This is a genomic window from Cupriavidus sp. WKF15 (assembly GCF_029278605.1).
Taxonomy (GTDB): Bacteria; Pseudomonadota; Gammaproteobacteria; order Burkholderiales; family Burkholderiaceae; genus Cupriavidus.
Genome location: NZ_CP119572.1, coordinates 1,538,245 through 1,563,098 on the forward strand (window position 1 = coordinate 1,538,245; position 24,854 = coordinate 1,563,098).

At 63.0% G+C, this 24,854-nt stretch carries 20 protein-coding genes; 7 read left to right on the plus strand and 13 right to left on the minus strand.

Annotated elements, in window-relative coordinates; all coding sequences use genetic code 11:
• The first annotated feature begins 54 nt into the window (after nt 1-54).
• The 3 genes from CupriaWKF_RS07275 to CupriaWKF_RS07285 all read left to right on the plus strand — a co-directional run bounded on the left by CupriaWKF_RS07275 (nt 55) and on the right by CupriaWKF_RS07285 (nt 4,785).
• Nucleotides 55-1,788: a hypothetical protein gene (locus CupriaWKF_RS07275; RefSeq protein WP_276100706.1), complete on the plus strand. Its 1,734-nt coding sequence runs from the start codon at nt 55-57 to the stop codon at nt 1,786-1,788.
• A gap of 168 nt (nt 1,789-1,956) precedes the next feature.
• Nucleotides 1,957-3,078, plus strand: a complete 1,122-nt coding sequence (locus CupriaWKF_RS07280; RefSeq protein WP_276100301.1) for a hypothetical protein — start codon at nt 1,957-1,959, stop codon at nt 3,076-3,078.
• A 1,008-nt stretch (nt 3,079-4,086) separates the two neighbouring features.
• Entirely contained in the window at nt 4,087-4,785 is a 699-nt protein-coding gene (locus CupriaWKF_RS07285) for a transcriptional regulator (RefSeq protein ID WP_276100302.1), read from the plus strand.
• A 167-nt stretch (nt 4,786-4,952) separates the two neighbouring features.
• On the opposite strand, the gene CupriaWKF_RS07290 is transcribed toward CupriaWKF_RS07285, so the two are convergent.
• The 5 genes from CupriaWKF_RS07290 to pgi all read right to left on the minus strand — a co-directional run bounded on the left by CupriaWKF_RS07290 (nt 4,953) and on the right by pgi (nt 11,653).
• Nucleotides 4,953-5,696: an EAL domain-containing protein gene (locus CupriaWKF_RS07290; protein WP_276100303.1), complete on the minus strand. Its 744-nt coding sequence runs from the start codon at nt 5,694-5,696 to the stop codon at nt 4,953-4,955.
• Between the two features lie 987 nt (nt 5,697-6,683).
• Nucleotides 6,684-6,977 (minus strand): hypothetical protein, encoded by a 294-nt coding sequence (locus CupriaWKF_RS07295; RefSeq protein ID WP_276100305.1) that lies wholly within the window; start codon nt 6,975-6,977, stop codon nt 6,684-6,686.
• Nucleotides 6,978-7,633: 656 nt separating this feature from the next.
• Nucleotides 7,634-9,183, minus strand: a protein-coding gene (locus CupriaWKF_RS07300) for an IS3 family transposase (RefSeq protein ID WP_276100043.1) whose coding sequence is annotated in 2 segments (ribosomal slippage) — nt 7,634-8,715 and nt 8,715-9,183 — 1,551 coding nt in all. Because the reading frame shifts where the segments join, the coding sequence is not laid out codon by codon here.
• A gap of 202 nt (nt 9,184-9,385) precedes the next feature.
• Entirely contained in the window at nt 9,386-10,000 is a 615-nt protein-coding gene (locus tag CupriaWKF_RS07305; RefSeq protein WP_276100306.1) for a phosphatase PAP2 family protein, read from the minus strand.
• A 21-nt stretch (nt 10,001-10,021) separates the two neighbouring features.
• Entirely contained in the window at nt 10,022-11,653 is a 1,632-nt protein-coding gene (gene pgi / locus CupriaWKF_RS07310; protein WP_276100307.1) for a glucose-6-phosphate isomerase, read from the minus strand.
• 716 nt (nt 11,654-12,369) lie between these two features.
• Between pgi and CupriaWKF_RS07315 the strand changes: the two genes are divergently transcribed.
• Nucleotides 12,370-12,660 carry a hypothetical protein gene (locus CupriaWKF_RS07315; RefSeq protein ID WP_276100308.1) on the plus strand — a complete coding sequence of 97 codons (291 nt, stop codon included), beginning with the start codon at nt 12,370-12,372 and terminating at the stop codon, nt 12,658-12,660.
• Between the two features lie 192 nt (nt 12,661-12,852).
• Here CupriaWKF_RS07315 and CupriaWKF_RS07320 read toward each other — a convergent pair whose 3' ends face one another.
• The 3 genes from CupriaWKF_RS07320 to CupriaWKF_RS07330 all read right to left on the minus strand — a co-directional run bounded on the left by CupriaWKF_RS07320 (nt 12,853) and on the right by CupriaWKF_RS07330 (nt 18,027).
• Nucleotides 12,853-14,418 (minus strand): prolyl oligopeptidase family serine peptidase, encoded by a 1,566-nt coding sequence (locus tag CupriaWKF_RS07320; RefSeq protein ID WP_276100310.1) that lies wholly within the window; start codon nt 14,416-14,418, stop codon nt 12,853-12,855.
• Nucleotides 14,419-14,783: 365 nt separating this feature from the next.
• Entirely contained in the window at nt 14,784-15,470 is a 687-nt protein-coding gene (locus CupriaWKF_RS07325; protein ID WP_276100311.1) for a cysteine peptidase family C39 domain-containing protein, read from the minus strand.
• 115 nt (nt 15,471-15,585) lie between these two features.
• On the minus strand, nt 15,586-18,027 hold the full coding sequence (locus CupriaWKF_RS07330; protein WP_276100312.1) for a TonB-dependent receptor: 2,442 nt from the start codon (nt 18,025-18,027) through the stop codon (nt 15,586-15,588).
• Nucleotides 18,028-18,354: 327 nt separating this feature from the next.
• Between CupriaWKF_RS07330 and CupriaWKF_RS07335 the strand changes: the two genes are divergently transcribed.
• A complete protein-coding gene (locus CupriaWKF_RS07335) occupies nt 18,355-20,097 on the plus strand; it encodes a PQQ-dependent methanol/ethanol family dehydrogenase (protein WP_276100313.1) in 1,743 nt (580 codons plus the stop codon).
• Between the two features lie 81 nt (nt 20,098-20,178).
• Nucleotides 20,179-20,502, plus strand: a complete 324-nt coding sequence (locus tag CupriaWKF_RS07340; protein WP_276100314.1) for a c-type cytochrome — start codon at nt 20,179-20,181, stop codon at nt 20,500-20,502.
• A 61-nt stretch (nt 20,503-20,563) separates the two neighbouring features.
• On the opposite strand, the gene pqqE is transcribed toward CupriaWKF_RS07340, so the two are convergent.
• The 5 genes from pqqE to pqqA all read right to left on the minus strand — a co-directional run bounded on the left by pqqE (nt 20,564) and on the right by pqqA (nt 23,825).
• A complete protein-coding gene (gene pqqE, locus CupriaWKF_RS07345) occupies nt 20,564-21,733 on the minus strand; it encodes a pyrroloquinoline quinone biosynthesis protein PqqE (RefSeq protein ID WP_276100707.1) in 1,170 nt (389 codons plus the stop codon).
• A complete protein-coding gene (pqqD, locus tag CupriaWKF_RS07350) occupies nt 21,705-21,977 on the minus strand; it encodes a pyrroloquinoline quinone biosynthesis peptide chaperone PqqD (RefSeq protein WP_276100315.1) in 273 nt (90 codons plus the stop codon). Before pqqD ends, pqqE begins: the two co-directional genes overlap by 29 nt.
• On the minus strand, nt 21,974-22,666 hold the full coding sequence (pqqC, locus tag CupriaWKF_RS07355; protein ID WP_276100316.1) for a pyrroloquinoline-quinone synthase PqqC: 693 nt from the start codon (nt 22,664-22,666) through the stop codon (nt 21,974-21,976). Before pqqC ends, pqqD begins: the two co-directional genes overlap by 4 nt.
• Complete coding sequence (pqqB, locus tag CupriaWKF_RS07360) at nt 22,663-23,580, minus strand: pyrroloquinoline quinone biosynthesis protein PqqB (RefSeq protein WP_276100317.1); 918 nt, start codon at nt 23,578-23,580, stop codon at nt 22,663-22,665. The genes pqqC and pqqB overlap by 4 nt, the downstream gene beginning before the upstream one ends.
• 170 nt (nt 23,581-23,750) lie before the next feature.
• Nucleotides 23,751-23,825 (minus strand): pyrroloquinoline quinone precursor peptide PqqA, encoded by a 75-nt coding sequence (gene pqqA, locus CupriaWKF_RS07365; RefSeq protein WP_012355514.1) that lies wholly within the window; start codon nt 23,823-23,825, stop codon nt 23,751-23,753.
• Between the two features lie 81 nt (nt 23,826-23,906).
• On the opposite strand from pqqA, the gene CupriaWKF_RS07370 reads away from it, so the two are divergent.
• Complete coding sequence (locus tag CupriaWKF_RS07370; RefSeq protein ID WP_276100318.1) at nt 23,907-24,848, plus strand: alpha/beta fold hydrolase; 942 nt, start codon at nt 23,907-23,909, stop codon at nt 24,846-24,848.
• Nucleotides 24,849-24,854: the final 6 nt, after the last annotated feature.

The following is a 24,854-nucleotide window of genomic DNA, read 5'->3' on the forward strand; positions in this document are numbered from 1 at the left end:
AGTGTAGGGCGTCGGCGACTGCGCGCGGCAGTTTTCCGTCGCAGGATTCCGACCATGTTTCGACGTATCGAAGTATCGATCTCAGGAGAGAGCAGCGTGCAAACCAACACCCGTTTCATCTTCACCCTCGGCATCATGGCGGCTGCCGTGGCCACGCTAGTTGCCTGCGGAGGCGGCGACGACTCGAGCATGCCTCCCCAGGCAGCTGTGAACGGCAAGGCGGTTGACTTCTACCTGTCCGGTGCGACGGTCACCTTCCTCGATTGCGGAAACAAGACCGCGACGACGAATGCAACCGGCGACTTCACCTTTCCGGATGGTTGCACTAAGAGCGCGCTGAAGGTAACTGGCGGCACCGATATCGGTACCAACCAGCCGTTCACCGGGGTGCTGCAGGCACCGGCGGTGGCATACAAGCAAGGGGTGACACCGGTGATCTCGCCCCTGACCACCCTGGTGGCGCAACTCGGGCCGGATCAAGCGGCGGCCCTGGCGACGAAGCTCGGCCTGACGGGCAAAGACCTGACCACACTGGACCCGATGCAAGACGCGGCCGCGCTCAAGGCAGCGGTGGTGGTGCAGCAACTGGTCGACCAGGTTGCAAAGACCCTGACGGGCCTGGCCACCGGAGGCACGCTGAGCGCCTCGGATGCGGCCGCAGCGGCATCCAAGGCGGTGGCCAGCGCTGTGGCCGGTGCGTCGGGCACGGCTGACCTGACCAGCAGCACGCTGGTCACGAACGTGGTGTCCAGCGCTGTGCAGAACGCCAAGCCTGGCCTGCCAGCGAGCCTGCAGTCGAACATTGCCGCCGTGGCAGCCAACGTTGCCGCACTGGCCGGTCCGGTCATCACGAGCCAGGTGTCGAGCGTGAACACTGCGCTGAACGCCATTGTGTTGAGCAGCAGCCCGGCCGACACGCTGTCTAAGCTGAAGGCTAGCGGATCGCTGAACGCCGTAACCGAGAGCGCCCAGTCCACTGCGACCACGGCACTGGTCAAGGCCGTGACGCCGGCCGCGTTGAGTGATGCTTCGAACACGGCCAACCTGGCCAAGCTTGGCGATGCTGTGTCGACTGGCAATACTGCCGCGATCCAGCAGGCAGCCTCGACCCTGGGCAGTGCGGTGGACAGCAGCGCTATTAACACCGTGGTGAACGCGGTCAAGCTAAGCAATTATCTCCAGCTTGCAAACCTTACGATCAACGGCTTGTCATATCCGATCACCGATGCAATCTCGGTATCCGGCGGCACGCTGAGCTCTATCAAAGTCGCCGTGACGCAGAACGGTGATGCCTTCGGGGGCGGTGCGTCGCAAGTGCGTGCCGGACTGAGCTATAACTATGGCGGGAATGAGGTCGATGTCATCATCGAGAACGTGACGCTGACATTCAATGGGTCGCAACTGGTGAATGCCGTGGTGCCGGCCAACACGTCATATTCTTTCCGCATCAGCGGCAATCTGACGGCTGCCGCAAGCCTGACCAATGCCGTGGCGGACAATTTGTTCGACAGCGCCAACGGCGGCTCGCTGAATCTCCCGTTCACCGTGTTCCTCGGCAAACTCAAGTCCGCCGGTGCGTTGAGCCAGGCGCAGGTTGATTCCCTTACGCCGAAGTCGGTCAGCACGTTCCCCGTAACGTTTGCTGTAACGGGAATCAGTGGCAAGGGTGTGAAACTGGGTACCTTGGTCGACGGTAACGTACAGAAGGCCAAGACCGCTTCGGTAGCGACGGACGTGGCCAAGGTGACCGGTGATGGCCTCAAGACCACGGTGACGCTCAACCCGTAAACGCAGCCTTGCCCGGCCTTCCGCATCGATGGGGAAGGCCACGCCCCGGTCATCCGAACGCTTGTCTTATTGCACTATTCGCCGGATGGCCGGGTTCATTTTGTGACTGCGTCGAGCTCCCGGGAGTTCGTCACGCATGAGGCTCGCCCAGTGGCCTCGGAGTTTCCTATGCAGCGGTTTCACAAGCGCCGGCTAAACCAGGCCTGTGCCATGATGCTGGGCTTGTCATGTATGGGCGCAGCCAGCGCCGCTCCGGACGATGTATTCATGCAGGCCGAGCCCGCTTCGGGAGAGTTCACATCGTTGCGGATAGAAGCCAGCTACGACATGGTCAATAACGCCGTGGACGTCTTGCACCTACGGCAAAGCCAAGGCGCCGTACCGGACAATGCTGGCGACTACCGGGGCGGAAAACTCATGCTGGCGTACAAGTTCTCGCCACATTGGTCGGGCTCAGCGACTTACTGGCGCCGAAATATCGACTACGGTGTGGACACGAACCATATCGACAGCTGGATGCTGGCTCTGCACTATGATCCACTTGCCGAGCCGGGCGCACGTGACCGCATAATGACGCGATTCGCGCTGTGGGGTGACTACGGCGGCAGCCTGACACGCTCTTCGCCGCTCACGGTACGCAACACCACTTTCAACAGTGTCACGGTGAACGGCGCAAACGACATCCAGGGTCAGGCCGACGTCATCTTCTCAGGGGAGCTTAGCGAGCGTAACCAGCTCACCGGTTTCCTCGGGCTTGGTGTCAGCCGTGTGACGCTCGGTAGTATCAATACCCGGCTGCAGCGCGGTAATTGCAATTTCAATGTCGCCATCGGGTCGGACAATATAGCCCGCGGCGCGCTGGCATCCCCGTGCGCGGTGGGTAATACCCGTCTGCAGTCTGCCTCGTTCGCTGTCGACGCGGGGCAGTTCGGTATGAATCTCAACGACGATTTCAGCTACATGGCTGGCTACCTGAACCTCGGAGGTTCATGGCGCTGGAAGTACCAGAACTTCGCCGCACGATTAGGCTATCAGTTCCAGTATCTGTTGCGTAGCAATGTCGACGACAGCACGCATAACTATGGCCACTCGCCAGTACGTTCCAATCATACGCTGGGGCTCGAGCTTTCCTATGCCGCAGTGAAGAACGTGGAGGTGTTCCTGCGCGGCCAGGCGTCGTTGCACAATTTCGTCGGAACGATCCCGTTTCTCTACAACGCCGCGACGGCTGGAAAGATGGATCGCTACTACGGATACGCTTCGGTCGGCATTCGCTTCTCCGGGTTCTGAATTCGAGATCCGGGCTGGCTTTTTGAGACGAGCTGGGCGGCTTGCTGAGATGAACCCCACTTCCTAAGTTAGCGATTGACTAGAAGCGTGCCACCACTTGGCCTGGCTCATAGGAGACGGTCGTGTGTAGTCGCCATCTTCTTTTCAGCGAGCGCAAGCTCCGGCAGCATATTTCTATCCCCTCCGCGGAGGGGTGGAAAGATATCGATCCCCGGACATGCTGCGTTGCAGCAAATTGATTTATCTCTGACATTAAAATATTGTAATTTCTATTTCTGGCGACCTTGGTTAAAGTAGCACCAATTGCAGAGATGTCGTGGAATAAAGATGGCGGTTGTGTTGGAATGTCGCGCGGCAATGTGTCGGAAGAAAGATTAACAATATTATTGCCGGTCTGCTATCGACAAACCAATGGTGACGCTTCATTGGTGCGAACGAAACTGGCTCGGGACCCGCGCAAGGTCAGCCTTCTTTTTTGTCAAGCATACGCTTAGTCTGGCGGCAGCCACACGGCTGGATGAACGCACGGCGCGGAGGGTACGGGGCTAGCCCCGTCATTAAGCGGGCCGACCAGAGATCTCCAGGAACGACCAGCGCTCACGGGTGGCATGGCATCACACGGGACACTACAAAAGATCCCGTCAGCATAACGATGCAAACGACGAAGCCGTACTGGTTCCGTTCACCGTTCCCCCCATTATCTGCAGAACAATTTATAGCGACCACAGCGGCACGCGCGCCCACGGGCGACGGCATGTTGGGGCATTGGATGTATAGGGGTCCCATTGGGTAGTAAGGGATAATATGCGGCAATCAGGGGTATTCTCGCGTCAGGAGTTGGATCGTTATTTTGCCTCGTTCGTAGGAATGGAAGGAGGCAACCCAAGTGCTCCCGTTTGGATATGCGATAGAAGCGCTACATCGTCGAAGCCCCTCGTCACGCCGCTGCAGCCGCTTGTGGCACCGCCCGCCTGGGACGCTGTGTTTCGCCATGAGCACCGGGAAAGCATGGGCAAGTGGCTCGGCCATCAGTACGTTGCCCGCATCATGGCCGCCGCGCGAGCTGAAGCGCTAGGCGTTCGGCTCACGGACAACGACTGGGAACAGTACTACTGGCGCCATCTCTACGCGCCATGGGGAACCGAGTTCAGGCTGAGCCTGTTTCCCCTGTCTTCCCATTTCAATGGGCGAACGACCTGGTCGAAGGCGTTTCGAGGCCAGCCCGAACTCGTCCCGCAGTCGCGCTACGAGGAATTGTGCCGGCACGGCGAGCGCTTCCGCTTTCTTGCAAAGACGCGCGCCCGGTGGCGCCCAAAGGTAGTTGTTTGTCTGAGCCATCGGTACACGGACGAGTACATCGAAGCTTTTTCGCTTGGTGCGCTTACCAGCGAAGAGCACTCAATTCAGCCGGCTGATCAAGTGAGGCGCTTGCGGGTCTTCGCCAAAGAAGGAACGACATGGATCATCTGCCCAGCCGTTGGCGGCAGCGCAGGGCTGACCTCACAGGTGCAGCTCGATGCGTTTGGCAGGTTTATTGGTACGTACCTGACTGCGGGCGACTTCAAACACAGCTTCGATCTGGACGCAGTCGACGACGCACTAGGGGCGGGGCGGACACCGTGGGGCGAACCGTGCCAGAGGAACAAGTTGCCTGCCGACGCGGCTCGTTGTCGCACGGAGGAGTGTTCTCAATCGGCGTTTCCTTGATCGAACACGCTCCGGCGGGTGACTCTTGAACTGTTTGCTTGGTGCTCTGGCTAAAAACTGATTTTAGAAAATTTGAATTTCGTTAATTGGGAAAAATGGTAACATTATCGTTCTTCATTTTTTGAATTTCCCATTCAAGCACCGCATGCGCGGTGCTTTTTTTTATATCAGAGGCGGTGTCTACCAAACAGACCCAGTGAGTGTCCGGGCAGAGTAACTGCCGGCAAAGCATTCGGCTTTCCCAGGATAAAGCCTTGGGCATATGTGATACCAATATCGCGACAGACTATCAGGTCTTCCACAGTCTCGACGCCTTCTGCTATGAGTTGCGCATGTCCGAGCTTTGCGAGTCCTTGCAGGTGACGCACCGCTTCGAGGCGGAACGCTGACCGCGCCACACCGGCGACAATCGATCGATCAACCTTGATGTAATCGGGCTGTAGTCTAATCCACAGGTCAAGGTTGGAATTTCCGGCACCGAAGTCGTCCAGGGCGAATTGCGCCCCTGCCTTGCGCATGTACCGAAGGGAAGTTTCAAGGGACGATATGGGCTCGGGGCTTGCCTGCTCTGTTAGCTCGATGACGATTCGGTCGATGGGAAATTGCATCGCTCCCGGGAATTCGCGCAGATCGTCTTCCCAGCTGATGATCTCCCGGATCGCTGCGGCACTGAAGTTCAAGAAGAGCTTGCCGGGAAGCCGTGCTTTTGCGAAAGTACTTACGCTAAGTCTGCTTGCAAAAAGCTCCAGATGAAGCAGGCAGTCTTCACGTTGAGCTTGACCAAAGAGCGCCAAGGGGTTTTCCATATCGGACCCCGCCGGTCCACGCAGCAATGCTTCGTAGCCCAGTATCTCTCCCGACGAAAGGATGCCGATGGGCTGGAACACCGCATGCAGCAACTGCTTATCCATGCACTCGGTAATTGACAGAGTCATTTTCTGAGTTGTAATGAGAAAAGCGGTCCGCCATGGAAACGCGATGGGCTTCAGGAAGCAACGACCGAGGTGCGCTTCAGGCTCTCAGCCGCTTTCTAAGGGGGGCCTTATGAGGTTGGCATACGAACTAGTTTTGATCTCAGTGGCCACGGCTTGGACGCGAGGATCCAGATGCAAGCGAGTGGACCAAGAAATGGGACCAGAGAGAGATAGGCATACAGCGCATTGAAATGCGCGGCCCTGAACACCGCCCGGAATGGGACAAACCACGCCGCCTCGAAGACGACGAAGGAAAGCACGTAGAGCATTTCAGCTTACCGGTGATGGGGTTGAAATTCGATGAACTCGTTCATTTCGGCGCCCTTGGTAGCCTGCTGTCCGTGGACGGGTACGTAGATGGCGGATGCTGCAGGGACTTGGTTATTCCGCCTTGGGGCGCTGAGGTTCCAAGCTGGGAGGCGCCTGCTGCTCTGCCAGCGCTATAGCTCTGTCCAATATCGGCGTTGACGCCAGCCGCGGAGTAGCTTTGCATTGGTTGGCTGGAGCCGTAGGTGGCACCGCCGTACTGGCCGTACTGGCCGTACTGGCCAGACTGGCCGTAGCTGGCCGCGCTGAGACGCTGTCCTGCAATGGTGTTTCCAGCCACTAGCGCAAGTATCAAGAGGGATAGCTTTTTCACCGCGGGCTCCTTTCTATGAGCGGGCGCACAAGCGAGGTGCAGGACCTGATCGAGGCCGAGTCTTAATCTATGTTGCGCCGCAACCCATTCTACCGACACACCTGATTATCCGATCCCATCGAAGTAGGGGATAAACCAGACTGAGCTGATGTAGGTCCGCCGACACGTCATGAGCATCGCACGACCTAAGCCGCTTCCTGATCTGAGCGGATAGGCAGACCGGTACCAGGATTGAACCTTGCAGCCGCCTTCGGACGGTTTTTCTTCAGGCTTTCCTGGACGCGCTAGTCGTTGCGTTGCTCAGCTGCTGCAGCGCCTTCTCGGAGTCCCCGAATGTAGGCTCGCATGCTAGCGAGCAGGCTATGTGCGATTGCATCGTCGGGGGGCGGGTCGCGGTAAAGCAATTCGGCTTTGATTAGTAATCTACCGATCAGGTTTCTGGCCCAGGCAAGATGAATCCGGGCATGGATCTGATTCAGGCTACGAAGCGCACTTTCATTGGAGGTCGCTACATCGTTTTTCTCGATGATGTTCGACAGTTCCGCTGCAATTTGTCGCAAGTATTCAGAAGTCTTCATGATGCGAAGTGATGGACGGACGCAAGGGGGTTAGCCGTAAGGGAATGTTCGCTACTCGCGCGAAATCGGGGCGAATGCCACGGGCGTTAGCAAGGATGTGGGAATCGATTTTTTTAAGCCGCCGGGATGCAGTGATGGCATTGCGGCGGTCATCCCGGGCTTCATTGGTGCCTACGTGAGCGGCTGTCACGGGCAGAGCAATGCCAGCCATAAAAGAAGAGGGTGTAGGGGCAAAGGGGATGCTCCTACACCCACAAAGTCGGCAAAGGGTCAGCTTGCCTGGATCCATTGTGTTGCGATGCAGCATGATGGGTACCCCTCAGAAGTTTGGTCATACTTATGTGGGGTAAGGAAACGGTGGCAGCTGACGACGGACCCTGCCCGAACGCTTGCATTCAGGTGCACTTGCATCGAGTGAATACGCTTTCGCGCGAAGCATCTGGCAGGCCTGCGAGCGCGGAAACCGCCTGTGCGGCAGTAACGTTGCCACCCCTCCCAGGAGGGGAAAGTTCAGGTGGACGCCATTGATACACTGCCTCCGCGTGCGCCAGGCGGCTGGGAGGGGGATCAGTCACTGGCCGCCGCCGGGGGGCGCCTTAGGGCGCCCTTTGTTATCGGGCCTTCGGTGTGTGTCAAGGTAGTTGTCGCGTCCGCCGCTATGCTGCCTTTTTGTACTCCGTAGGTTCCTGCTCGGCCCGTTCCGGGTTTAGATAGACCACGGGATCCAACTCCCAATTCCGGATCCCTCGCGACCAGCGCTGCGGATGCCGGGCACGGGCGGCCTGATACACCATCATGCGTCGTGCCAGCAGGGGCTTCGCTTCTCCACTGTGCCGCTGGTTCGGCGTGACGTATTTCAGCCCGCTGTGGCGGTGTTCCTCGTTGTACCAACGCACGAACCGATATACCCAGTCGCGCGCCTGCTCCAACGTGTCGAACGGCCGCTCAGGCCATAGCGGACAGTACTTGGCCGTGCGGAACAACGCTTCGGCGTAAGCGTTGTCGTTGCTCACGCGCGGACGACTGTATGAGGGCACCACGCCCAATTCGTGCATCGCAGCGCGCATACTCAGCCCCTTCATGACGCTGCCATTGTCCGAGTGCAGCACCAGCGGCCGGCCAGCCGTTTGCTCGCGCAGACAGCCCAGTTCGAGCAGCCGCTTGGCATGTTCCTCCGACTCGCTTTCATGCACTTCATTGACCACCAGCTTGCGGCTGTAGATGTCCTGCATCATGTACCAGTAGAAGAAGCGGCCCTTCACCGTGGTGGGCATCCACGTGATATCCCAGCACCACACCTGGTTGCGGTCATCGGCACGGTGCGTGGTCGGCGCACGGGACTTGGCGTTGTGGGTGCGCCCGCGCCGGTGCGCTTGGCCTTCGGCCTTAAGCACGCGGTAAAACGTCGATTCCGAGGCCAGGTAGCGCCCCTCGTCGGCCAGCTTTGGCACGATCTGGTGCGGCGTCAGACTCTCGTAGCCGGGACTGTTAGCGGCGGCCAGCACGGCCTGCCGCTCGCCCTCGCTGAGCTTGTTGGCCGGCACCGGGCGCTGCGCGCCCGGGCGGCCATCCTCCGGCGTATGGCGCCAGCGCTGCAAGGTGCGCTCGTTCAAGCCCAGTTCCTTGCAGGCGTTGGACTGGCGCGCACCGCCGCCCACCGCTTCATCGATCAACGCAATGGCTTCGCGGCGATCCGAGACGTTGATCAGTCCTCCTCGTCCCTTCCCCAGATCGCCTCGGCTTTTTTTCTGAGAACCAGCAGCGCCGCGGTCTCAGCCAGTGCCGCATCCTTGCGCTTGAGTTCGCGCTCCAGGTCCCGAATCTGCTTCTTGGCGGCTTGTTCCTCGCGGCGCTGCGCCAGGCTCAACCTGACCCGCTCAGGCGCATTGGCCTGCTCGCAGGCAGCACGCCACTGCCGGATCTGCTCGGGTTGAATGCCCTTCCTGCGGCAGTATTCGGACAACTCCGCTTCACTCAGAGGCGCTGTTTCGAGCACCACCCGGAACTTGTCCGCGCTGGACCATTTGTCACTCTGCTTGCCGTTGCCTGGCACAACTTTTCCTTGTTCTCGAGCCTCGTGGCGCCAAGTGCGCAGGCTCACTGTCGTGACACCCGTTTCCTTGGCTAGCTCCGCCACTGATCGGTTCAAGGGCGGCATCATCTGCTCGACCACCAACTCCTTGAACTCGTCCGAATAGCGCTTCATTACCCAAAACCGCTTCCGCCCTCCATTGTCCTTCATCGAAAGGCGGCGAGGCGACAACTATCCTGACATGGAGGGCCTTCCAGTCAAATCGCTTCGCTGGAACTGTTGCCGAGCAAATAATTAAAGCCTGCCGAACGCGAACTGCCATCGCCGGACGGGCTTGCAAGCGCCCACGACATCGCTAATGCATCCAGCGCGCGATTTAGCCGCGTTCGCCGCGGCGGTAGGGAAAATCACGCCCCGATAGCCGAACCGCGGTACGTTCGACCCAGTAATGGGTATTGTCGACAAAGTAGGGAACGGGCAATCCATGTATGGCGGAGAAGAATGCCAGGGTGCCGATCAGCGGCGCCACGCTCCGCGGTAGTGCGTTGGCCCTCCGCCAGTTGAGGAAAGTCAGGCTAGCGGCCAGCCCCAACGTCAGCCCGGCTAACACCTCGGACAAGGAGTGCGTGTGCAGGACCAGGCGGGACCAGCCAATCAGAAGTGCCAACCCAACGCCGCAGTACGCGCTGAATCGCGCGAGCCCGTGGCGTGTTGTTGGGGCGGACAAATATAGCAGTACGGGGAGGACAGCTGCGGACACCGCGCTATGGCCGGATACGCCGGTGAAATCGAGTGCGGGGATGCCCATGCCCCATCCCATGAACGCGAGCTTCGATATGAGCGTGAGGCCCGCGGCGACCGCGACGGCCGCCAGCCAAAGCAGTGCGCTGCCGGGTGTACGCCGGTAGCATAGCCACAGCGCGATAAACAGCGCGCTGGGCAACAAATATGCGCTCTCGCCGAGGCGGGAGATCAGTTGCCAAGAATACATCTCGGGCTCGCATAGCGTGAGTCAGTCCGGCGTCATGGCTCTGGCGCGGCATACGCGGCGGATCAGCGCGGCTGTCGATGCGTCATGCGGCTGCGCCGGTGCGCCTTCCAGTTCGCGCTCGATTGGGCCAGCCAGCTTCTTGCCGAGTTCCACTCCCCATTGATCGAAGGAGTTTACATTCCAAAGCGTGCCCTGCACGAATGTACGGTGTTCGCACATGGCGAGCAATGCGCCCAGGTGGAAAGCATCCAGCCGCTGCAGTAGCAGGGTATTGCTGGGACGATTCCCTTCGAACACGAGATGTGGCACCAGTCTTTCATCAACCTGGCCTTCGGCACGCACCTCTTCGGCGGTCCGCCCGCGCAGTAGTGCTTCGCTCTGCGCAAAGCAATTGGCCAGCAGTTTGGTGTGGTGACCGGGCAGGTCGCTGTGCGGCTGCAAGCAGGCAATGAAGTCCACGGGCACCAGCTGCGAACCCTGGTGCACCATTTGGAAGTAGGCGTGCTGGCCGTTAGTACCGGTGGTGCCCCATACCACCGCGGCAGAGCCGGCTTCGAGCGCGGCGCCGTTGTGCTGCACCGACTTGCCGTTGCTCTCCATCTCCAGTTGCTGCAGGAAGGCCGGCAGCAATTCCAGCGGTTCGCAATAGGGCGCCACGCAGCGGCTACCAGCGCCCAGGAGGCTGCGATACCAGACATCGAGCAAGCCAAGGATCATCGGCAGGTTCTGTTCGGGCGGCGCACTGGCGAAATGCTGGTCCATAGCCCGTGCGCCATCCAGCAGCTGGCGGAACCGGTCAAAGCCGACAGCCACGGCGATCGACAGGCCCACCGCCGACCACAGCGAGAAGCGCCCGCCCACCCAGTCCCAGAAGGGAAACATGTTGCCGGGGTCGATGCCGAACGCTGCCACGGCGTCCCGGTTGGTCGAGACGGCCACGAAGTGGCGGGTCAGATCCGTCTGCCTGGCGCCATGGCGCAGGAACCAGTCGCGCGCGGTGCGGGCATTGGCCATGGTTTCCAGCGTGGTGAAAGTCTTGGAGCAGACGATCACCAGCGTGGTGGCGGCGTCCAGGCGAGCCAGCTTGCGCGCCAGGTCACAACCGTCCACGTTGGCGACGAAATGGATGCGCGGCGCGGGCTCCGTATCCTGCTCCAGGGCGCGGCACACCATGCGTGGCCCAAGGTCGGAACCGCCGATGCCGATGTTAACCACGTCGGTGATAGCGCGGCCGTCAAAGCCTGTCCAGGTGCCGCTGCGCACTTCATCCGCGAAAAGTTCCATCTGCATGAGGACGGCTGATACGTCGGCCTCTACCGGCATACCCAATGCACGGTAGCCATCGCCGGGGCGGGCTCGCAGTGCCATATGGAGTGCTGCGCGGCGCTCGGTGGTGTTGACCGGTTCGCCGTCAAACATGGCATCGCGCCGTTCGCATACCTGTGCCTGGCGGGCCAACTCGAACAGCAGGTTCAGCGTTTCCTCGGTGATGCGGTTCTTGGCGTAATCAAGGGTCAGGCCGCAGGCTTCAGCCGTCAGGCGCTCGGAGCGGGCCTGGCCGTGCGGGCCCGCGAACCAGTCACGCATATGGGTATCGCGAATCCTGGCGGCGTGCTCACGCAAATCTTGCCAGGCGGGGAGGGTCGTCGACATCAGGGCTGCTCCAAGGCTCGGGTAGCACCCGAATCAGCCTGGGACCAGATCCCTTGTGATAGGGGGTTCCCCTTCTGCCGTGCGGCAAATTCACGAAGCGGCTATTTTGTGACTGATCTGTTGGTTGTGTTACCCCGCATGGTGGGGGGGAATTTTCTTGACACTATCGCCTTGCCGCGTCCTTCGGCAGTGCCTCATGGGAGGGGGTTTCTACCGCAGAGCGCGGTTGCCGAACATCGGCCGCTTCTCCAATTTGGTCATTGATCGATCATGGGCCGACGGACCGAGAATGGCCGGCAGGGGCCGATGCGCAACCGCGCCTCCCCACTTTTGAGGCAATCCTCATTCTCGCCAGCAAGGCGCGACACCATACTGCCGTGGTCGCTACAACTGAAGCGACCGGGTTTAGCAGCCCGGACGAAATGGCTGGACGACCGCCTTCTGGCGGTATTCTTACGTCCACCGTGCCTGTGTGCGCGCCCAATGGGCGGGCCCTTGGCGGGGGAGTCTCTGGACTCGCTGGTCCATTTCGCCGGTCTGCTAACCCTGCCTTGCGTCCGCCCACCCCGACTAGCAGCGGGGGATCGGTATTGAACCTGCACTGAATGGAGGCAGTTCTATGATTCGGTCTTTGTTTGCCCATACAGGGCCATTGGCAATTTCAGGCACCTTCGCAGTTCCACAAAGCATGCTCGCCTCGCAAACGGAGGTGCATCATGCATAGCCACACCTGCAACGGCATCACGGCGGAGCACACGGGTGCCGGCATGCTCGTCACCGCTCACCGCCCAGGTGAAAACCCGCTGAGCCTGGCGACGGAACGCGCCGCGCAGCTTCATGGCGTGCTGTTTGTGGCCAGCGACTACGGCACCAGGAGCGATAGCCCCGGAGGCATGAGTGAGGAAATGCGCGAGGATCTGTTGTCCCTCGCTGCCAGGCTCGCGCACGAGACGCAGGTACTGAGTGTGCTGGCCTTGTTGTATGACCAGGATTTTCAGCTGGACTGAAGTCCACACCATCGCCACGGGCGGGTAGAGCAAACGGGAAATTGCCCGCTTCCAGCCGCTTCCAGCCGCTTCCGAGCCGCGCCCAAGTTCGGCTCGGCATCGCCGGTCTGGCTGCGAGTCGGGCTCATCAAATGGATCCGCCCGCTCTCGCAATACCCCGACTATGCACGCCTGAGGAAACTGACAAACGCCTCAGAAGCCCCCAAAGAACGTGCGTGCCGCAGCCATGCAAAACGGCGCCACCAGATCGCCGTGGTAAGCCTCGATTACCGCGGAGGCGCCGCCATCCGTAGCGCCGCCGGCTACAGCCTGCGCGGCCAGTGTTGCCTTCGCGTTGGCAAAGCCTTGCTTGATCGCGGCATAGGGATCATTGGTCCCGGCGACTGAGGAATCCACGTCCAGCACCGTAGTCAGCGTTTGCGGGACTTTGGCGTTTTTCCAGTAAGCCTGCTCGACGGTCGCGTTGAAGAAAAAGACAGTCGGGTCGTTGTGCCCGCCGCAGAGTTGAACCGGAGTGTTCGGCGTCCAGTTGCGCAAGTCATTGCGCATGAATGCGTGACGCAGGGGATGGGCCGGACTGGCCGCCGGCGCCATCGCAACCGTTGCATTCGGGAATGCGCCGTCCGGATTCACGAGTCCGTCTTGCAGCATGCTCAGACGATATTCATTGCGCACCAGGTTGCCCTGGCCGAACCCGAGGGCAAATATCGGCGTCAGGTCCGACGGCGCAAGCGGTGATGACGTGGGTGGCGTCAGCGCTGCAAACTGCGGGGCAGGAGCTGTAAGGCTGAAGAGCGCGGTAGCAGGAAGTCTTTGTTTTTCGATCAAGGCGTCCAGTGACGTCATGCTCGGCAGCAATTTTTCGACGTTATGCGCGTAGGCAGGCTCATAGAAATCGCCTGGATTCCCATAGAGATTCCCATAGGCATGCTGGTAGCTTGTTGCGATCAGGGTCGTAAACACGGTGGCGCCGATATCCACCTCGCCCGCGACCAGGGCATCGCCCATGGCCCCGAGGGCATAGGGGCCGGAACCCATCGACGCCGCCGTCACGTTGACCCCCGCCGCTTGCAGGGCACGGTGCGTGGCCATGGCAACGTAGCCGCCTTGCGAATAGCCGGTCACAAATAGCTTGCCGCTATCCCAGGTCAGCTTGTGTGAGGCTGCTTTGCCCATGGCCACCCGGCCGGCCGCGAGCGAGTCGATCATATCGGCCGACTGCTGCGCCGCATTCAGGTACGGGTGATAAGCAAGACCGGAGCCTGAATATCCCGCGTAGTTGCTCGCTATGACGATATAGCCCTGAGCCGCGTACATGGCGGCAACGGCCAGGCCTTCTGATGCGCCGTCGCCGTTTCTCTTGTCCGTTTGCGCCAGATCGGCAATATTGAAATTGCGATACGTTGTGGTCCCGTGGGCATAGAGCATGGTCGGGCGCGGCCCACTGCAGGCCGGCTCGCCACTGGGAATCATCAGGGCGGCGCTGGCGTTGGTAATCTCATTCGCGCCGCCGATCGTGCCATAGCGGAAATAGACGATCTCCAGCGCGCAAGCCGGGGTACCGGCGACCTGCATAAGCTGCCGTCCTGCATCGGTTGAACCCAGCAGTTTCGCCAGCTCGCCCGCACTGACGCGTAGTGTGGTTGTCTGATCCAGCAACCGGCCCCGGAGTCCGGGGACGGATTGCGCAAAGGCGCCCGCACTGAGTGTCAGGCAGGCCAAAGCCGCAATACAACGCTTGCGCTTGATCGAATTCATGTTGACCCCTAATCCCGATTATTCGGCTTGTTTTTTGGTAGCGTGGTCCACGAATCGACAACAGGCATCGCCTTTTTGTACGGCGCTCATGAGCCATCCCGCCAGCCCAGATGCCTTGTCTGGCCCGGCAAGTGCGTCGGTCGGTCTGCCTTGATTCGCGATGGCCAGCGCGTCATGGTCGCGGCTGGTCAGCCGGGCTCCTCCGCAGGAGAAAAAAATCTCGCATGCGGGTCGCCGCGGCTCTCAGAATCCTAGATTCCGTCTATTGAAAGTCAAGGAGCACATGCTTCAGCGCAGTGCTGAACGGGACCACCAAATTCCCGGTTCTCCGGCCATCGCATGGAAGCCGGCGGCAGGCTGCGTGATCAGACCTGCTTACGGGATACTGTGCTGGCAACCAGTGCGGGCCACATTTTCAGCCGGCGGCCTGCCAGGCGCAGCACCTTGAGTGTCGAGGCAAGCAGTCGCTCGCCATGGCCGGGCCATGCTGGCTGCAACACCATGCTGGACGGCGGGCAAGGCTGCGGGAGTTCTGTAGTGCCGGAAAATTCGGGCTTTGGCGCGGGCTGTGCCAAGACTGCGTGCCCGCTGTACTGGGCCTGCAATTCATCGTAGCCGACTTCCTGAACCCCGCCGCCCCAACCTGGAAGGGCGACGGTCAACTGTCCGTATTCGCCGCGCCGGAGCAGCACGCAAGGCCTGTTCCCTGCCAGCAACAGGATGGCCGGCAGCATGGTGTCCGAGATCTCGTCGAGACTGCAATCCACCAGCTGGGTCGACAAGCCGAAATACTCCGCTGCGGTGCCCAGCAGCGACAACGTCAGGTTTATCCCCCCTTGCCGAGGTAGCCATTCCTGCAGGGCGATGGACGACACCGGCCGCTGTCGGGCCCGGTTTATCAACAGCAGGCAGCCCAGCAGTGGATCCTCCGCGCCCGACTGCCGGGCCGTTGCGGCGGCAGGCATCTCAAATAGCGCAGGGCCAGCCGGCGCGTGCTGCACGCGCGAAATCCGCTCACCCATGATTCCCCCCGGTTTCAGTGGCGTGTTCATTTTTTTCGAGCGTAGTACACCAACACGCCCGGGCCTATCAGGAAAACAGTCTAGAGTCGCCGCGCCAGGTTTGAATCAGGATTGAAACGCCTGTTCAGGCCCTCTCAGACGGCTGCTACATCCAGTACACCAGGCCCAGCCAGACACTCCGCGGCGCCCCCGGAGCCACGAACAACGCCGTCGCGCTGTCGCCTGGCGCGACATGCGGCTGCACAAGGGCGCCGCCGGGAAACACGTTGTTCGCGACCTGGCCGTAGGTTTCGTAGCGGCGGTCGAACAAGTTGGCCACGCGGGCATAGACCTCGAAGTGCTTGTTGACCTGGTATGCCGCGCGCAGGTTGACCGTGGCGTAGCCGGGCACGTGCCAGTTGGCCGCCTTGGGCGGCTGGCCCGGCTGGGGGTCGCCGCGCAGTCCGTCTTCATTGCCGCTGGCGGGGCTGTCGGACACGGCGACCAGGTCGGCGCCCAAGGTCAGCCCCGCCAGCGCCTGCCAGTCCGCACCGAACTTGAATGTGTGGCGTGGCAGGCCTGCCATGCGCATGCCGGGGCGGACGTCGATGGTGCGCTCGCCGACCGCGAGCTGCCCGGTCGCCTGGTAGGTGGCCTGCAAGTAGCTGTAGGCAAAGCGCAAGGTGACATCGCCGACGCGCTGGCGGGCGGTGAGGTCGAGGCCCTGGTTGCGGGTGCGGTCGAAGTTGGCGAAGTAGCCCATCTGTGTATTGGGCGCGCGCAGGAACAGGATGTCGTCGTGGTTGTCGATGCGGTAGAGCGTCGCGGTGACGTCGGTGTCCTTGCCGGGGCGCCAGCGCACACCGGTTTCGAAGGCGTGCGAGACGACCTGTTTCAGGTAAGGGTCCGCCTGCAGCCCGGCGGGCAGGCGGCACGGCTGAGTCGGGTCGGCGCAGCCCAGTTCGAGCACCGTGGGCACGCGGCTGTTCTGCGCATAGCCGCCAAACACCGAGACCCCGCCGCCCAGCTTCTGCACCAGGCCCAGCGCGGGATTGAGACGGCGGTAGGTAAAGCTCTCGCGCGGTTGCTCGCTGCCGTCGCTGTTTTGCAGGGTATTGCTCACCGTGGCGAGATTCCATCGTGCCGACGCCGTCAGGAATGTGCTGGGCGTCAGGGTCCAGGTGTCGGACAGGTACATGCCGAACGTGCGGGCGTTGCCGCTGACGCCGGAGACCAGGTTATTTGGCGCACCGGCATCGGCCACGGCGCCGCGGTCGTCGGTGAAGGTGCCCGGCTGGGCGTACTGGGAATAGGTCAGCCGGCTTCGGTCCAGGCTGATGCCGGCATTCAGCACGTGGTGTTCGGTCTCCCTGGCCAGGCTCACGGCTACGCCTACGGTCTGCTGCCGCATATGGCTGGTATTGACCACGGCCGGGTGCAGCGCCGCGCCTTCGGCACGGGTTACGCCGCAGCCGTCGCCACGCGGGCTGCCATCGGCGTTGAACCCGTCCGCACAGGCTTCGGCATAGGCCTCGTAGTCGGGGTTGACGTCGCCGCTGGTAGTGTCGCGCCGGCTGTTGCGCACGTAGGCAAGGGCGGCTGCGCTGGTCTTGTCGTCGAACCAGTGGCGGCCGTTGATGGCGACCTGGGTGACCTGGTTGCGCGTCTGGTCCGGGTAGGTATAGACCGCGCGACGGTTCAACTGGTAGATGTCGGGCTCAGTCCCGTTGCCGCTGGCATGGTAGGCCGGTACCAGTCCATTGCCGGTCAGCGTGCTGCGGCCATGGAGCAGCGATACGTCGAAACTGTCGGTCTCGCCCGCATAGCCCGCCTTGGCAAAGACGTTGCCGAGTCGCCCTGACGAGTCGTCCCGCCAGCCATGCTCCTGGAACAGCGTGCCGGCGGCGAAGGCGTGCCAGCCGCCTTCGCTGCGCACGCCGCCCGACAGGTCGGCGCGCTTGCGGTTGCCGCTGCCATAGGACAGGTCGGCCGTGAAGCCGGGCGAGTCCAGGCCCGAGCGCGTGGTCATGGCCAGCGCGCCGCCCAGGCTGTTCAGGCCATAGGCCGGGTTGGCGCTGGAGACCAGCGACACGCTTTCCAGGGCGGCCTCCGGGATCATGTCCCAGCTGATCACATCGCCGAACGGCTCGTTGATGCGGATGCCATCGAGGTAGACCGACAGGCCTTGCGGCACGCCCGCGATCGATGAGGCTCGGTAGCCGCGGTAGGTGATGTCGCTCTGGAAGGGGCTGCCCTGGATATCGTTGACGTTGACGCCGGCCAGGTTGCGTCCCAGGTAGTCGGCCAGGTTGCTGGCGCGCGTACCGTTCAGGTCATCGCCGCGCACGGTCTGCACCGTGTAGGGCACCAGGTTGCCGTCCACGCCGATGCCGGGCAGCGGCGCGGCCGCCACCACCAGCACTTCTGGCAGCACGGCACTGTCCTGCTTTGGCGCAGCGGTGTCCCATTGCGCAACAGCGGGCCGCTGCGCCAGCACTGCTGCGGCCATGGCAATCGCCGTGGCCGCGCGGCGGCAGCGCTTGCCACGCCGCGCGCGGGTGTGGTGGGTGGCCTGCGGTGGCGGCGCAGGGAACGGGTTGGTTGGCATCTTGCGTCTCCTCCGGATTAGGGGTGGCTGCCTGCGTTGGGCAACGACCGGACCTGAACTGGCTGAGGGAGACAGAGCAGGTTCCGTACCTCGGGGCGCTATGCGCTGGCGTGACCCCTTTGGCTGACTGCCCAGGCCACCGGCGGTTGTTCAGTTCTGGAGCAGATGCAACGCAATGTTGCGTGCTGACACGGCCGCCACGGCGTCATGCGTCTGCAACCGGCGTGTTTGTGCGGCAATCCGACTGGCATGGGAATTGCCAAAAGCGTCACTGGTGTATGGCGCAGTGGTGCGCCGGTGGAAACCGAGAATAAAGAGGAGATGACAATGAGGACGTTACGACTAGTGATGGCAGTCGCGACCGCCGTGGCCACGCTGGCCGCGCAGGCGGCAGTGACCGATGCCATGATCGAGAACGATGCGAAGAGCCCCGGCGACGTATTGTCATGGGGCATGGGACCGCAAGGCCAGCGCTATTCCGGGCTGACGCGCATCAATACCAAGAACGTCGGAAACCTGGTGCCGGCGTGGTCGTTCTCGTTCGGCGGCGAAAAGCAGCGCGGGCAGGAAGCGCAGCCACTGATCCACGACGGCAAGATGTTTGTCACCGCGTCGTACTCTCGCCTCTATGCGCTCGACCTGAAGACCGGCAGCAAGCTGTGGAAGTACGAGCACCGGCTGCCCGAAGGCATCATGCCGTGCTGCGACGTGGTCAACCGCGGCGCGGCGCTCTACGACAACCTGGTTATCTTCGGCACGCTGGATGCGCAACTGGTCGCGCTCGACCAGAAGACCGGCAAGGTGGTGTGGAAGGAGAAGCTGGCGGATTATGCCGCGGGCTATTCGTACACGGCGGCGCCCCTGATCGTCAAAGGCATGGTGCTCACCGGCATTTCGGGCGGCGAGTTCGGCGTGGTCGGCCGGGTCGAGGCGCGCGATGCCAAGACCGGGCAACTGGTGTGGTCGCGCCCGGTGGTCGAAGGCCACATGGGCTACAAGTACGACAAGGACGGCAACAAGACCGAGAACGGCGTGACCGGCACCGAGAACGCCAGCTGGCCCGGCGAGACCTGGAAGACCGGCGGCGCCGCTACCTGGCTTGGCGGCACCTATGATCCGTCCACGGGGCTGGTCTACTTCGGCACCGGCAACCCCGGCCCGTGGAACAGCCATATCCGCAAGGGCGACAACCTGTACTCGGCGTCGACGGTGGCGATCGATCCGGCCACCGGCAAGATCGTCTGGCACTACCAGAACACTCCGAACGATGGCTGGGACTTTGATGGCGTCAATGAATTCGTGACCTTCGACCTGGACGGCAAGCGCATGGGCGGCAAGGCCGACCGCAACGGCTTCTTCTATGTCAACGACGCGGCCAGCGGCAAGCTGGTCAATGCCTTCCCGTTCGTGAAGAAGATCACCTGGGCCACCGGCATTGACCTGAAGACCGGCCGGCCCAACTACATCGACGAAGGCCGCCCCGGCGACCCGGCCAGTGGCGACGACCCGAAGAAGGGCAAGTCCGTACTCGCCGCGCCCGGTTTCCTGGGTGGCAAGAACCAGCAGCCGATGGCCTACAGCCCGCAGACCGGCCTGTTCTATGTGCCGGCCAACGAGTGGGCCATGGACATCTGGAACGAGCCGGTCAGCTACAAGAAGGGCGCAGCCTACCTGGGCGCCGGTTTCACCATCCATCCGCTGAACGAGGACTACATCGGCGCGCTGCGCGCGATCAACCCCAAGACCGGCAAGATCGTCTGGGAGGTCAGGAACAACGCGCCGCTGTGGGGCGGGGCGATGACCACCGCCGGCGGGCTCGTGTTCTGGGGCACGCCGGAAGGCTACCTGAAGGCCGCCGACGCCAGGACCGGCAAGGAGCTGTGGAAGTTCCAGACCGGCAGTGGCGTGGTGGCGCCGCCGGTCACCTGGGAAGACAACGGCGAGCAATACGTGGCCGTGGTGTCGGGATGGGGCGGCGCGGTGCCGCTGTGGGGCGGGGAAGTCGCCAAGCGGGTGAACTTCCTTGAGCAGGGCGGCTCGGTGTGGGTGTTCAAGCTGCATAAGGGCTGAACGCCAATCGATGCTCTGGACACGCCGGCATCGCTGACCCGATGCCGGCGTATTTGCGATACGAAACAGCGGGATCAAGGTATGAAGAAGGAATGGATGGCACTGGCGGCGGCGTTACTGCTGCTGCCTTGCGTGGCTCAGGCGGACACTGCGGCCGGTATGCAGGCCCTGGCTGACAAGAATGGATGCTTCGCCTGCCATGGCATGCAAACGAAAGTGATAGGCCCGGGGTTTGCCGAGGTGGCGGCGAAGTACAAGGGAGACGGCCAGGCGGCCGAGCGGCTCGGCAAGAAGATCCGCGAAGGCGGCAAGGGTGTCTGGGGGCCGGTTCCCATGCCGGCGCATGGGAATCTCGGCGAGGCGGACGCGAGGAAACTGGCGGAGTGGGTGTTAAGCGTGGGGTGAGGTTTGCGTTGGTCCTGGCACTACAGTGGGGTGGACGTCTGTCGTGCCAGGACCAGCCACATCATTCGTTGCCGCTGCTTAGCCGCAGCGAATTGCCATCGCTGCGAAACACCATCGGCTGCGCGCCGGCGTGCGCCTGCAACGTGGCGAGCCTGCCCTGCAACACAATCTCCGTGACCCTGCCATGCTCGCCGGAGCGCTCGCACACCGGATCCGTCGCCGCGGGGTCGCCGGTCAGCAGCAGAGCCTGGCAGCGGCAACCGCCATGGTCCTCCTCCCGATGGTCACATGACCGGCAGGGCTCCTGCATCCACGCCGTGCCACGAAAGCGGCGGAATGCGTCGCTGTCGCGCCAGATCTCGCGCAGTCCGTGCGTAGTGACATTCGGCAAGACCAGGTCCGGCAGCATCCGCGCCGCATGGCACGGCAGCGCGGTCCCATCCGGCGCCACGCCAAGAAAGGTCGTGCCCCATCCGTTCATGCACTTCTTGGGCTTGCCTTCAAAGTAGTCGGGCACGACGAACAGGAGCTGGCACTGCTTGCCGATGCGCGCCCGGTATTGCCTGACCACGGCCTCGGCTTCAAGCAGTTGCTCCTGCGTCGGCATCAGCGCCAGACGGTTGTGCCATGCCCATCCGTAGTACTGCGTGTTGGCCAGCTCCAGATACTCCGCGCCCATCTGCAGCGCCATTTCGATGATGGTGCCGACATGCGGGAGGTTGTGCCGGTGCAGCACGCAGTTCATCACCATCGGATAGCCATGCGCCTTGATCAGCCTCGCCACGCGCTGCTTCAGGTCGAACGTGCGGGTGCTGGACAGGAAGTCGTTGAGCTCGCGCGTGGAGTCCTGGAAGGAGAGCTGGATATGATCCAGGCCGGCCTCGCGCAGCGCGGCGAGCCGGGCGTCGGTCAGGCCCACGCCGGAGGTGATCAGGTTCGTATAGAAGCCCAGTCCATGCGCATGCCGCACCAGCTGTTCCAGGTCCTTGCGCAGCAGCGGCTCGCCGCCGGACAGGCCGAGCTGCACCGCACCGAGCGCGCGCGCCTGGGTGAAGACGTCGCACCATTGCGCGGTGTCGAGTTCAGCCGTGTGCCGGGCATAGTCGACCGGGTTGGAGCAGAACGCGCAGTGCAGCGGGCAGCGGTAGGTCAGCTCGGCCAGCAGCCACAGCGGCGGGCCGGGCTGCGTAGCGGCCTGGGGGTCAGACCAGCCAGCCGCGTTCGGTTGCATGTTTGACAAAGGCATGTACCTCCGGGGCGATGCCCTGCACGCCGAAGGCAGCCTGCAGGTCATCGATCAGCATGTCCAGCGTATGGCCGCCGTCGCAGCGCTGCAGGATGGCGGCAGCGCTGTCGTTGAGGGTGACCATGCCTTCCGGATACAGCAGCACCCAGTTCTGCTGGGCCTCTTCCCATTGCAGGCGGAAGGTCCGGTGCAGGACCGGACGGGCGAGTTCTGGCGGATTGGTTGTCATGGGTTGGCCAGCTGGATCGCATCGAGCATCGACCAGAGCACGTCGAGCTTGAATTGCAGGATGTCGAGGGCGCGTTGCTGTTGCTCCGCGGTGCGGAAGTAGCCCAGCGTCACGCGCAGGCCGTGGTCGACGTCGCGCTGCGCGAGCGGGATGCGCGAGCGGAAGTAGTCCAGCCCGGCGGCCTCGATCCACGGGTAATGCGTGGGCCAGCCGGCCAGCCTCTCCTTGTGGATCTCGGGCGCGAACATCTCGGTAAGCGAGGAGCACACGGCTTCCTGCCACGGCGCGCGCCGTGCGAAATTGACATAGGCGTCGACGGCGAAGCGCACGCCCGGCAGCACGTGCCGATGGTCGAGCAAGGACTCGCGCTCGAGCCCCGTGGCCTGGCCCAGCCGCAGCCAGGCCTCGATGCCACCGGGCCGGGTGTCGGTGCCGTCGTGGTCGAGGATGCGTACCACCCATTCGCGGCGCGTGTCGCGGTCTGGGCAGTTGGCAAGGATGGCAGCGTCCTTCAGCGGGATGTTGGCCTGGTAGTAGAAGCGGTTCGCGACCCAGGCGCGGATCTGCCCGGGAGAACACAGGCCGGCCGCCATGCGCTGGTTGAACGGGTGATGAATGTGGTACCCGCTTTCCTTTGCGCGTAACCGGGCCTCGAACACCGCGGGGCTTGATGCGGTGGAATCTGTCATAGCGCGATCTCCATGCCGTCGTGCGCCAGTTCGATGCCGTGCCGCGCCAGCACGGCGCGCTCCGGCGAGTCTTCCACCAGCACGGGGTTGGTATTGTTGATGTGGATAAGGATCTTGCGGCTCGCCGGCACCCGGTCGAGGATCTCGATCATGCCGCCGGGGCCGGACAGGGGCAGGTGGCCCATGTCGGCGGCTGCCTTGGCGGAGAAGCCCAGCGACTGCATCTCGTCCTCGCGCCAGAAGGTGCCGTCGACCAGCACAATGTCCGCGCCGTGCAACTCGGCGAAGACGTGGTCGTCGACGCTGCCAAGGCCCGGTGCATAGAATGCGCGGCGGCCGCTGCGTCGGTCTTCGATGCGCAGGCCGATGTTGTCGCCCACGCGCGGCGCGTGGCGGCCGGGCGAATAGGGCGGCGCCTTGCTTTGCAGCGGCACGGCGGTAAGGAGGATGTCGTCCAGCGGCGGCACGGAAAACGGTGTGCCGTCGCCGGGCAGGGTATGTGTCTGCAAGCCGCAGTAGTGCGACAGCATGCGGGTCAGCGGGAAGGCGGTGCCCAGGTCGTCGAGCACCGCGGCCGTGGCGTAGAGCGGCAAGGCCTGGCGGTGCTCGCGCAACATCAGCAGGCCGGTGACGTGGTCGATCTGGGCATCCATCAGCAACACGGCCGCGATCGCCGTATCGCGCGGCGCGCGTGCCGGTTGCAGCGCCGGCGTCTGGCGCAGCTGCTGCAGGATGTCGGGAGAAGCATTGACCAGGATCGAATCCGGTCCGTTGCCGGACAGGGCGATCGATGACTGGGTGCGGGGCGTGGCCCGCACGGTGCCGCGGCGCACGCCATCACAGTTGTGGCAGTTGCAGTTCCACTGCGGAAAGCCGCCGCCGGCGGCCGATCCGAGTACCCGGATGGTTGTCATGGCGCGAGCGAGTTAGGTTGGTCATGGTTGCCAGGGGCAGGCGCGCGGACCGGTACGCTGGATCCGATGCCTGCCCCGCTTCACGGTTCTTGCGATCCGCCTGCGTGCCTTGCGCCTGCGATCGCGGCGGTGATGCGGGGACGTTGACATGCCGCCGCGCGCAGGAAGCTTCAGCGGTTGGCGATATACATCGTGATCTCGAAGCCCAGCCGCAGCTCGGTATAGGCAGGCGTGGTCCAGGTCATGTCTCTCTCCTTTGTGGCATGGTTAGTGAATATCATCTTGGCGCGGCAGGCTGGCTGCCGCTTCCCTTCAAGGCAACATCCATGCCCGACGTTCCGCTCGCATCCGACTGCTTCTACCTGCGTACGCCGGACGCGCAGCGCTTGCATGTGCGGCTGGCCGGGCCACCGGATGGCGAGCCATGGCTGGTGCTGCACGGCGGTCCTGGCAGCGGTTGCTCGGCGGCCATGGCGGCGTGGTTCGATCCGGCATGGCACCGTGTCGTGATGCCGGACCAGCGCGGTGCCGGCAAGTCCCGGCCGGCGGGTTCCCTGCGCCGCAATAACGTGGGCGCGCTGCTGGCCGACCTCGAACAGTTGCGCCAGGCGCTGGGCATCGAGCGCTGGGGCGTGGTCGGTGGCTCCTGGGGCGCGGCCCTGGGGCTGGCCTATGCGGCGAAGTGCCCGGATGCGGTCGCGGCGCTGGTATTGCGGGGTACGTTCCTGACCGGCCGCGACGACATCGCCAGGCTGTTTGCACCGCGCCTCGGCGGCCGGCGCATGCTGCAACGCGTCAAGCCGCGCGGCGAGCGCCTGCCGGATGCACGGGCCCAGTTGCTCACTGTGTCACGACTGTTGCAAAGTGGAACACCTGTCCAGAAATGGCACACCGCCGCGGCGTGGCGCGAGAGTGAACGGGAATTGCTGGGCCTGTCCGCACGGCAGCAGTTGCGCAGCCAGCCGCTGCGCATGCGGGAGGCGATGGCCGCCAAGTACCGCATCCAGGCGCACTACCTGCGCAACCGGGCCGGGTTCGGCAAGCCGGGCCTGCTGCGCGCGGCGCGGACGATTGCCGCACATGGCCTGCCGGTGACAGTGCTGCACGGCAGGGCCGATGCGGTCTGCCGTCCCGCCAATGCCCGGCGCCTGCAGGCCGCCATGCCTGGCGCGCGCCTGGAGTGGGTCGATGGCGGGCACCTCGCCACAGGCAAACTGGGCAAGGCACTGGCCGCCGCGATCGTCGCGGCGCGCTGGCAGCCAGGATGACGGCAG

Coding starts and splice junctions, on each gene's coding strand:
- CupriaWKF_RS07275 (WP_276100706.1), top strand. CDS start 55: ATGTTTCGACGTATCGAAGTATCGATCTCAGGAGAGAGCAGCGTGCAA.
- CupriaWKF_RS07280 (WP_276100301.1), top strand. CDS start 1,957: ATGCAGCGGTTTCACAAGCGCCGGCTAAACCAGGCCTGTGCCATGATG.
- CupriaWKF_RS07285 (WP_276100302.1), top strand. CDS start 4,087: ATGGGCAAGTGGCTCGGCCATCAGTACGTTGCCCGCATCATGGCCGCC.
- CupriaWKF_RS07290 (WP_276100303.1), bottom strand. CDS start 5,696: ATGGATAAGCAGTTGCTGCATGCGGTGTTCCAGCCCATCGGCATCCTT.
- CupriaWKF_RS07295 (WP_276100305.1), bottom strand. CDS start 6,977: ATGAAGACTTCTGAATACTTGCGACAAATTGCAGCGGAACTGTCGAAC.
- CupriaWKF_RS07305 (WP_276100306.1), bottom strand. CDS start 10,000: ATGTATTCTTGGCAACTGATCTCCCGCCTCGGCGAGAGCGCATATTTG.
- pgi (WP_276100307.1), bottom strand. CDS start 11,653: ATGTCGACGACCCTCCCCGCCTGGCAAGATTTGCGTGAGCACGCCGCC.
- CupriaWKF_RS07315 (WP_276100308.1), top strand. CDS start 12,370: ATGCATAGCCACACCTGCAACGGCATCACGGCGGAGCACACGGGTGCC.
- CupriaWKF_RS07320 (WP_276100310.1), bottom strand. CDS start 14,418: ATGAATTCGATCAAGCGCAAGCGTTGTATTGCGGCTTTGGCCTGCCTG.
- CupriaWKF_RS07325 (WP_276100311.1), bottom strand. CDS start 15,470: ATGAACACGCCACTGAAACCGGGGGGAATCATGGGTGAGCGGATTTCG.
- CupriaWKF_RS07330 (WP_276100312.1), bottom strand. CDS start 18,027: ATGCCAACCAACCCGTTCCCTGCGCCGCCACCGCAGGCCACCCACCAC.
- CupriaWKF_RS07335 (WP_276100313.1), top strand. CDS start 18,355: ATGAGGACGTTACGACTAGTGATGGCAGTCGCGACCGCCGTGGCCACG.
- CupriaWKF_RS07340 (WP_276100314.1), top strand. CDS start 20,179: ATGAAGAAGGAATGGATGGCACTGGCGGCGGCGTTACTGCTGCTGCCT.
- pqqE (WP_276100707.1), bottom strand. CDS start 21,733: ATGCAACCGAACGCGGCTGGCTGGTCTGACCCCCAGGCCGCTACGCAG.
- pqqD (WP_276100315.1), bottom strand. CDS start 21,977: ATGACAACCAATCCGCCAGAACTCGCCCGTCCGGTCCTGCACCGGACC.
- pqqC (WP_276100316.1), bottom strand. CDS start 22,666: ATGACAGATTCCACCGCATCAAGCCCCGCGGTGTTCGAGGCCCGGTTA.
- pqqB (WP_276100317.1), bottom strand. CDS start 23,580: ATGACAACCATCCGGGTACTCGGATCGGCCGCCGGCGGCGGCTTTCCG.
- CupriaWKF_RS07370 (WP_276100318.1), top strand. CDS start 23,907: ATGCCCGACGTTCCGCTCGCATCCGACTGCTTCTACCTGCGTACGCCG.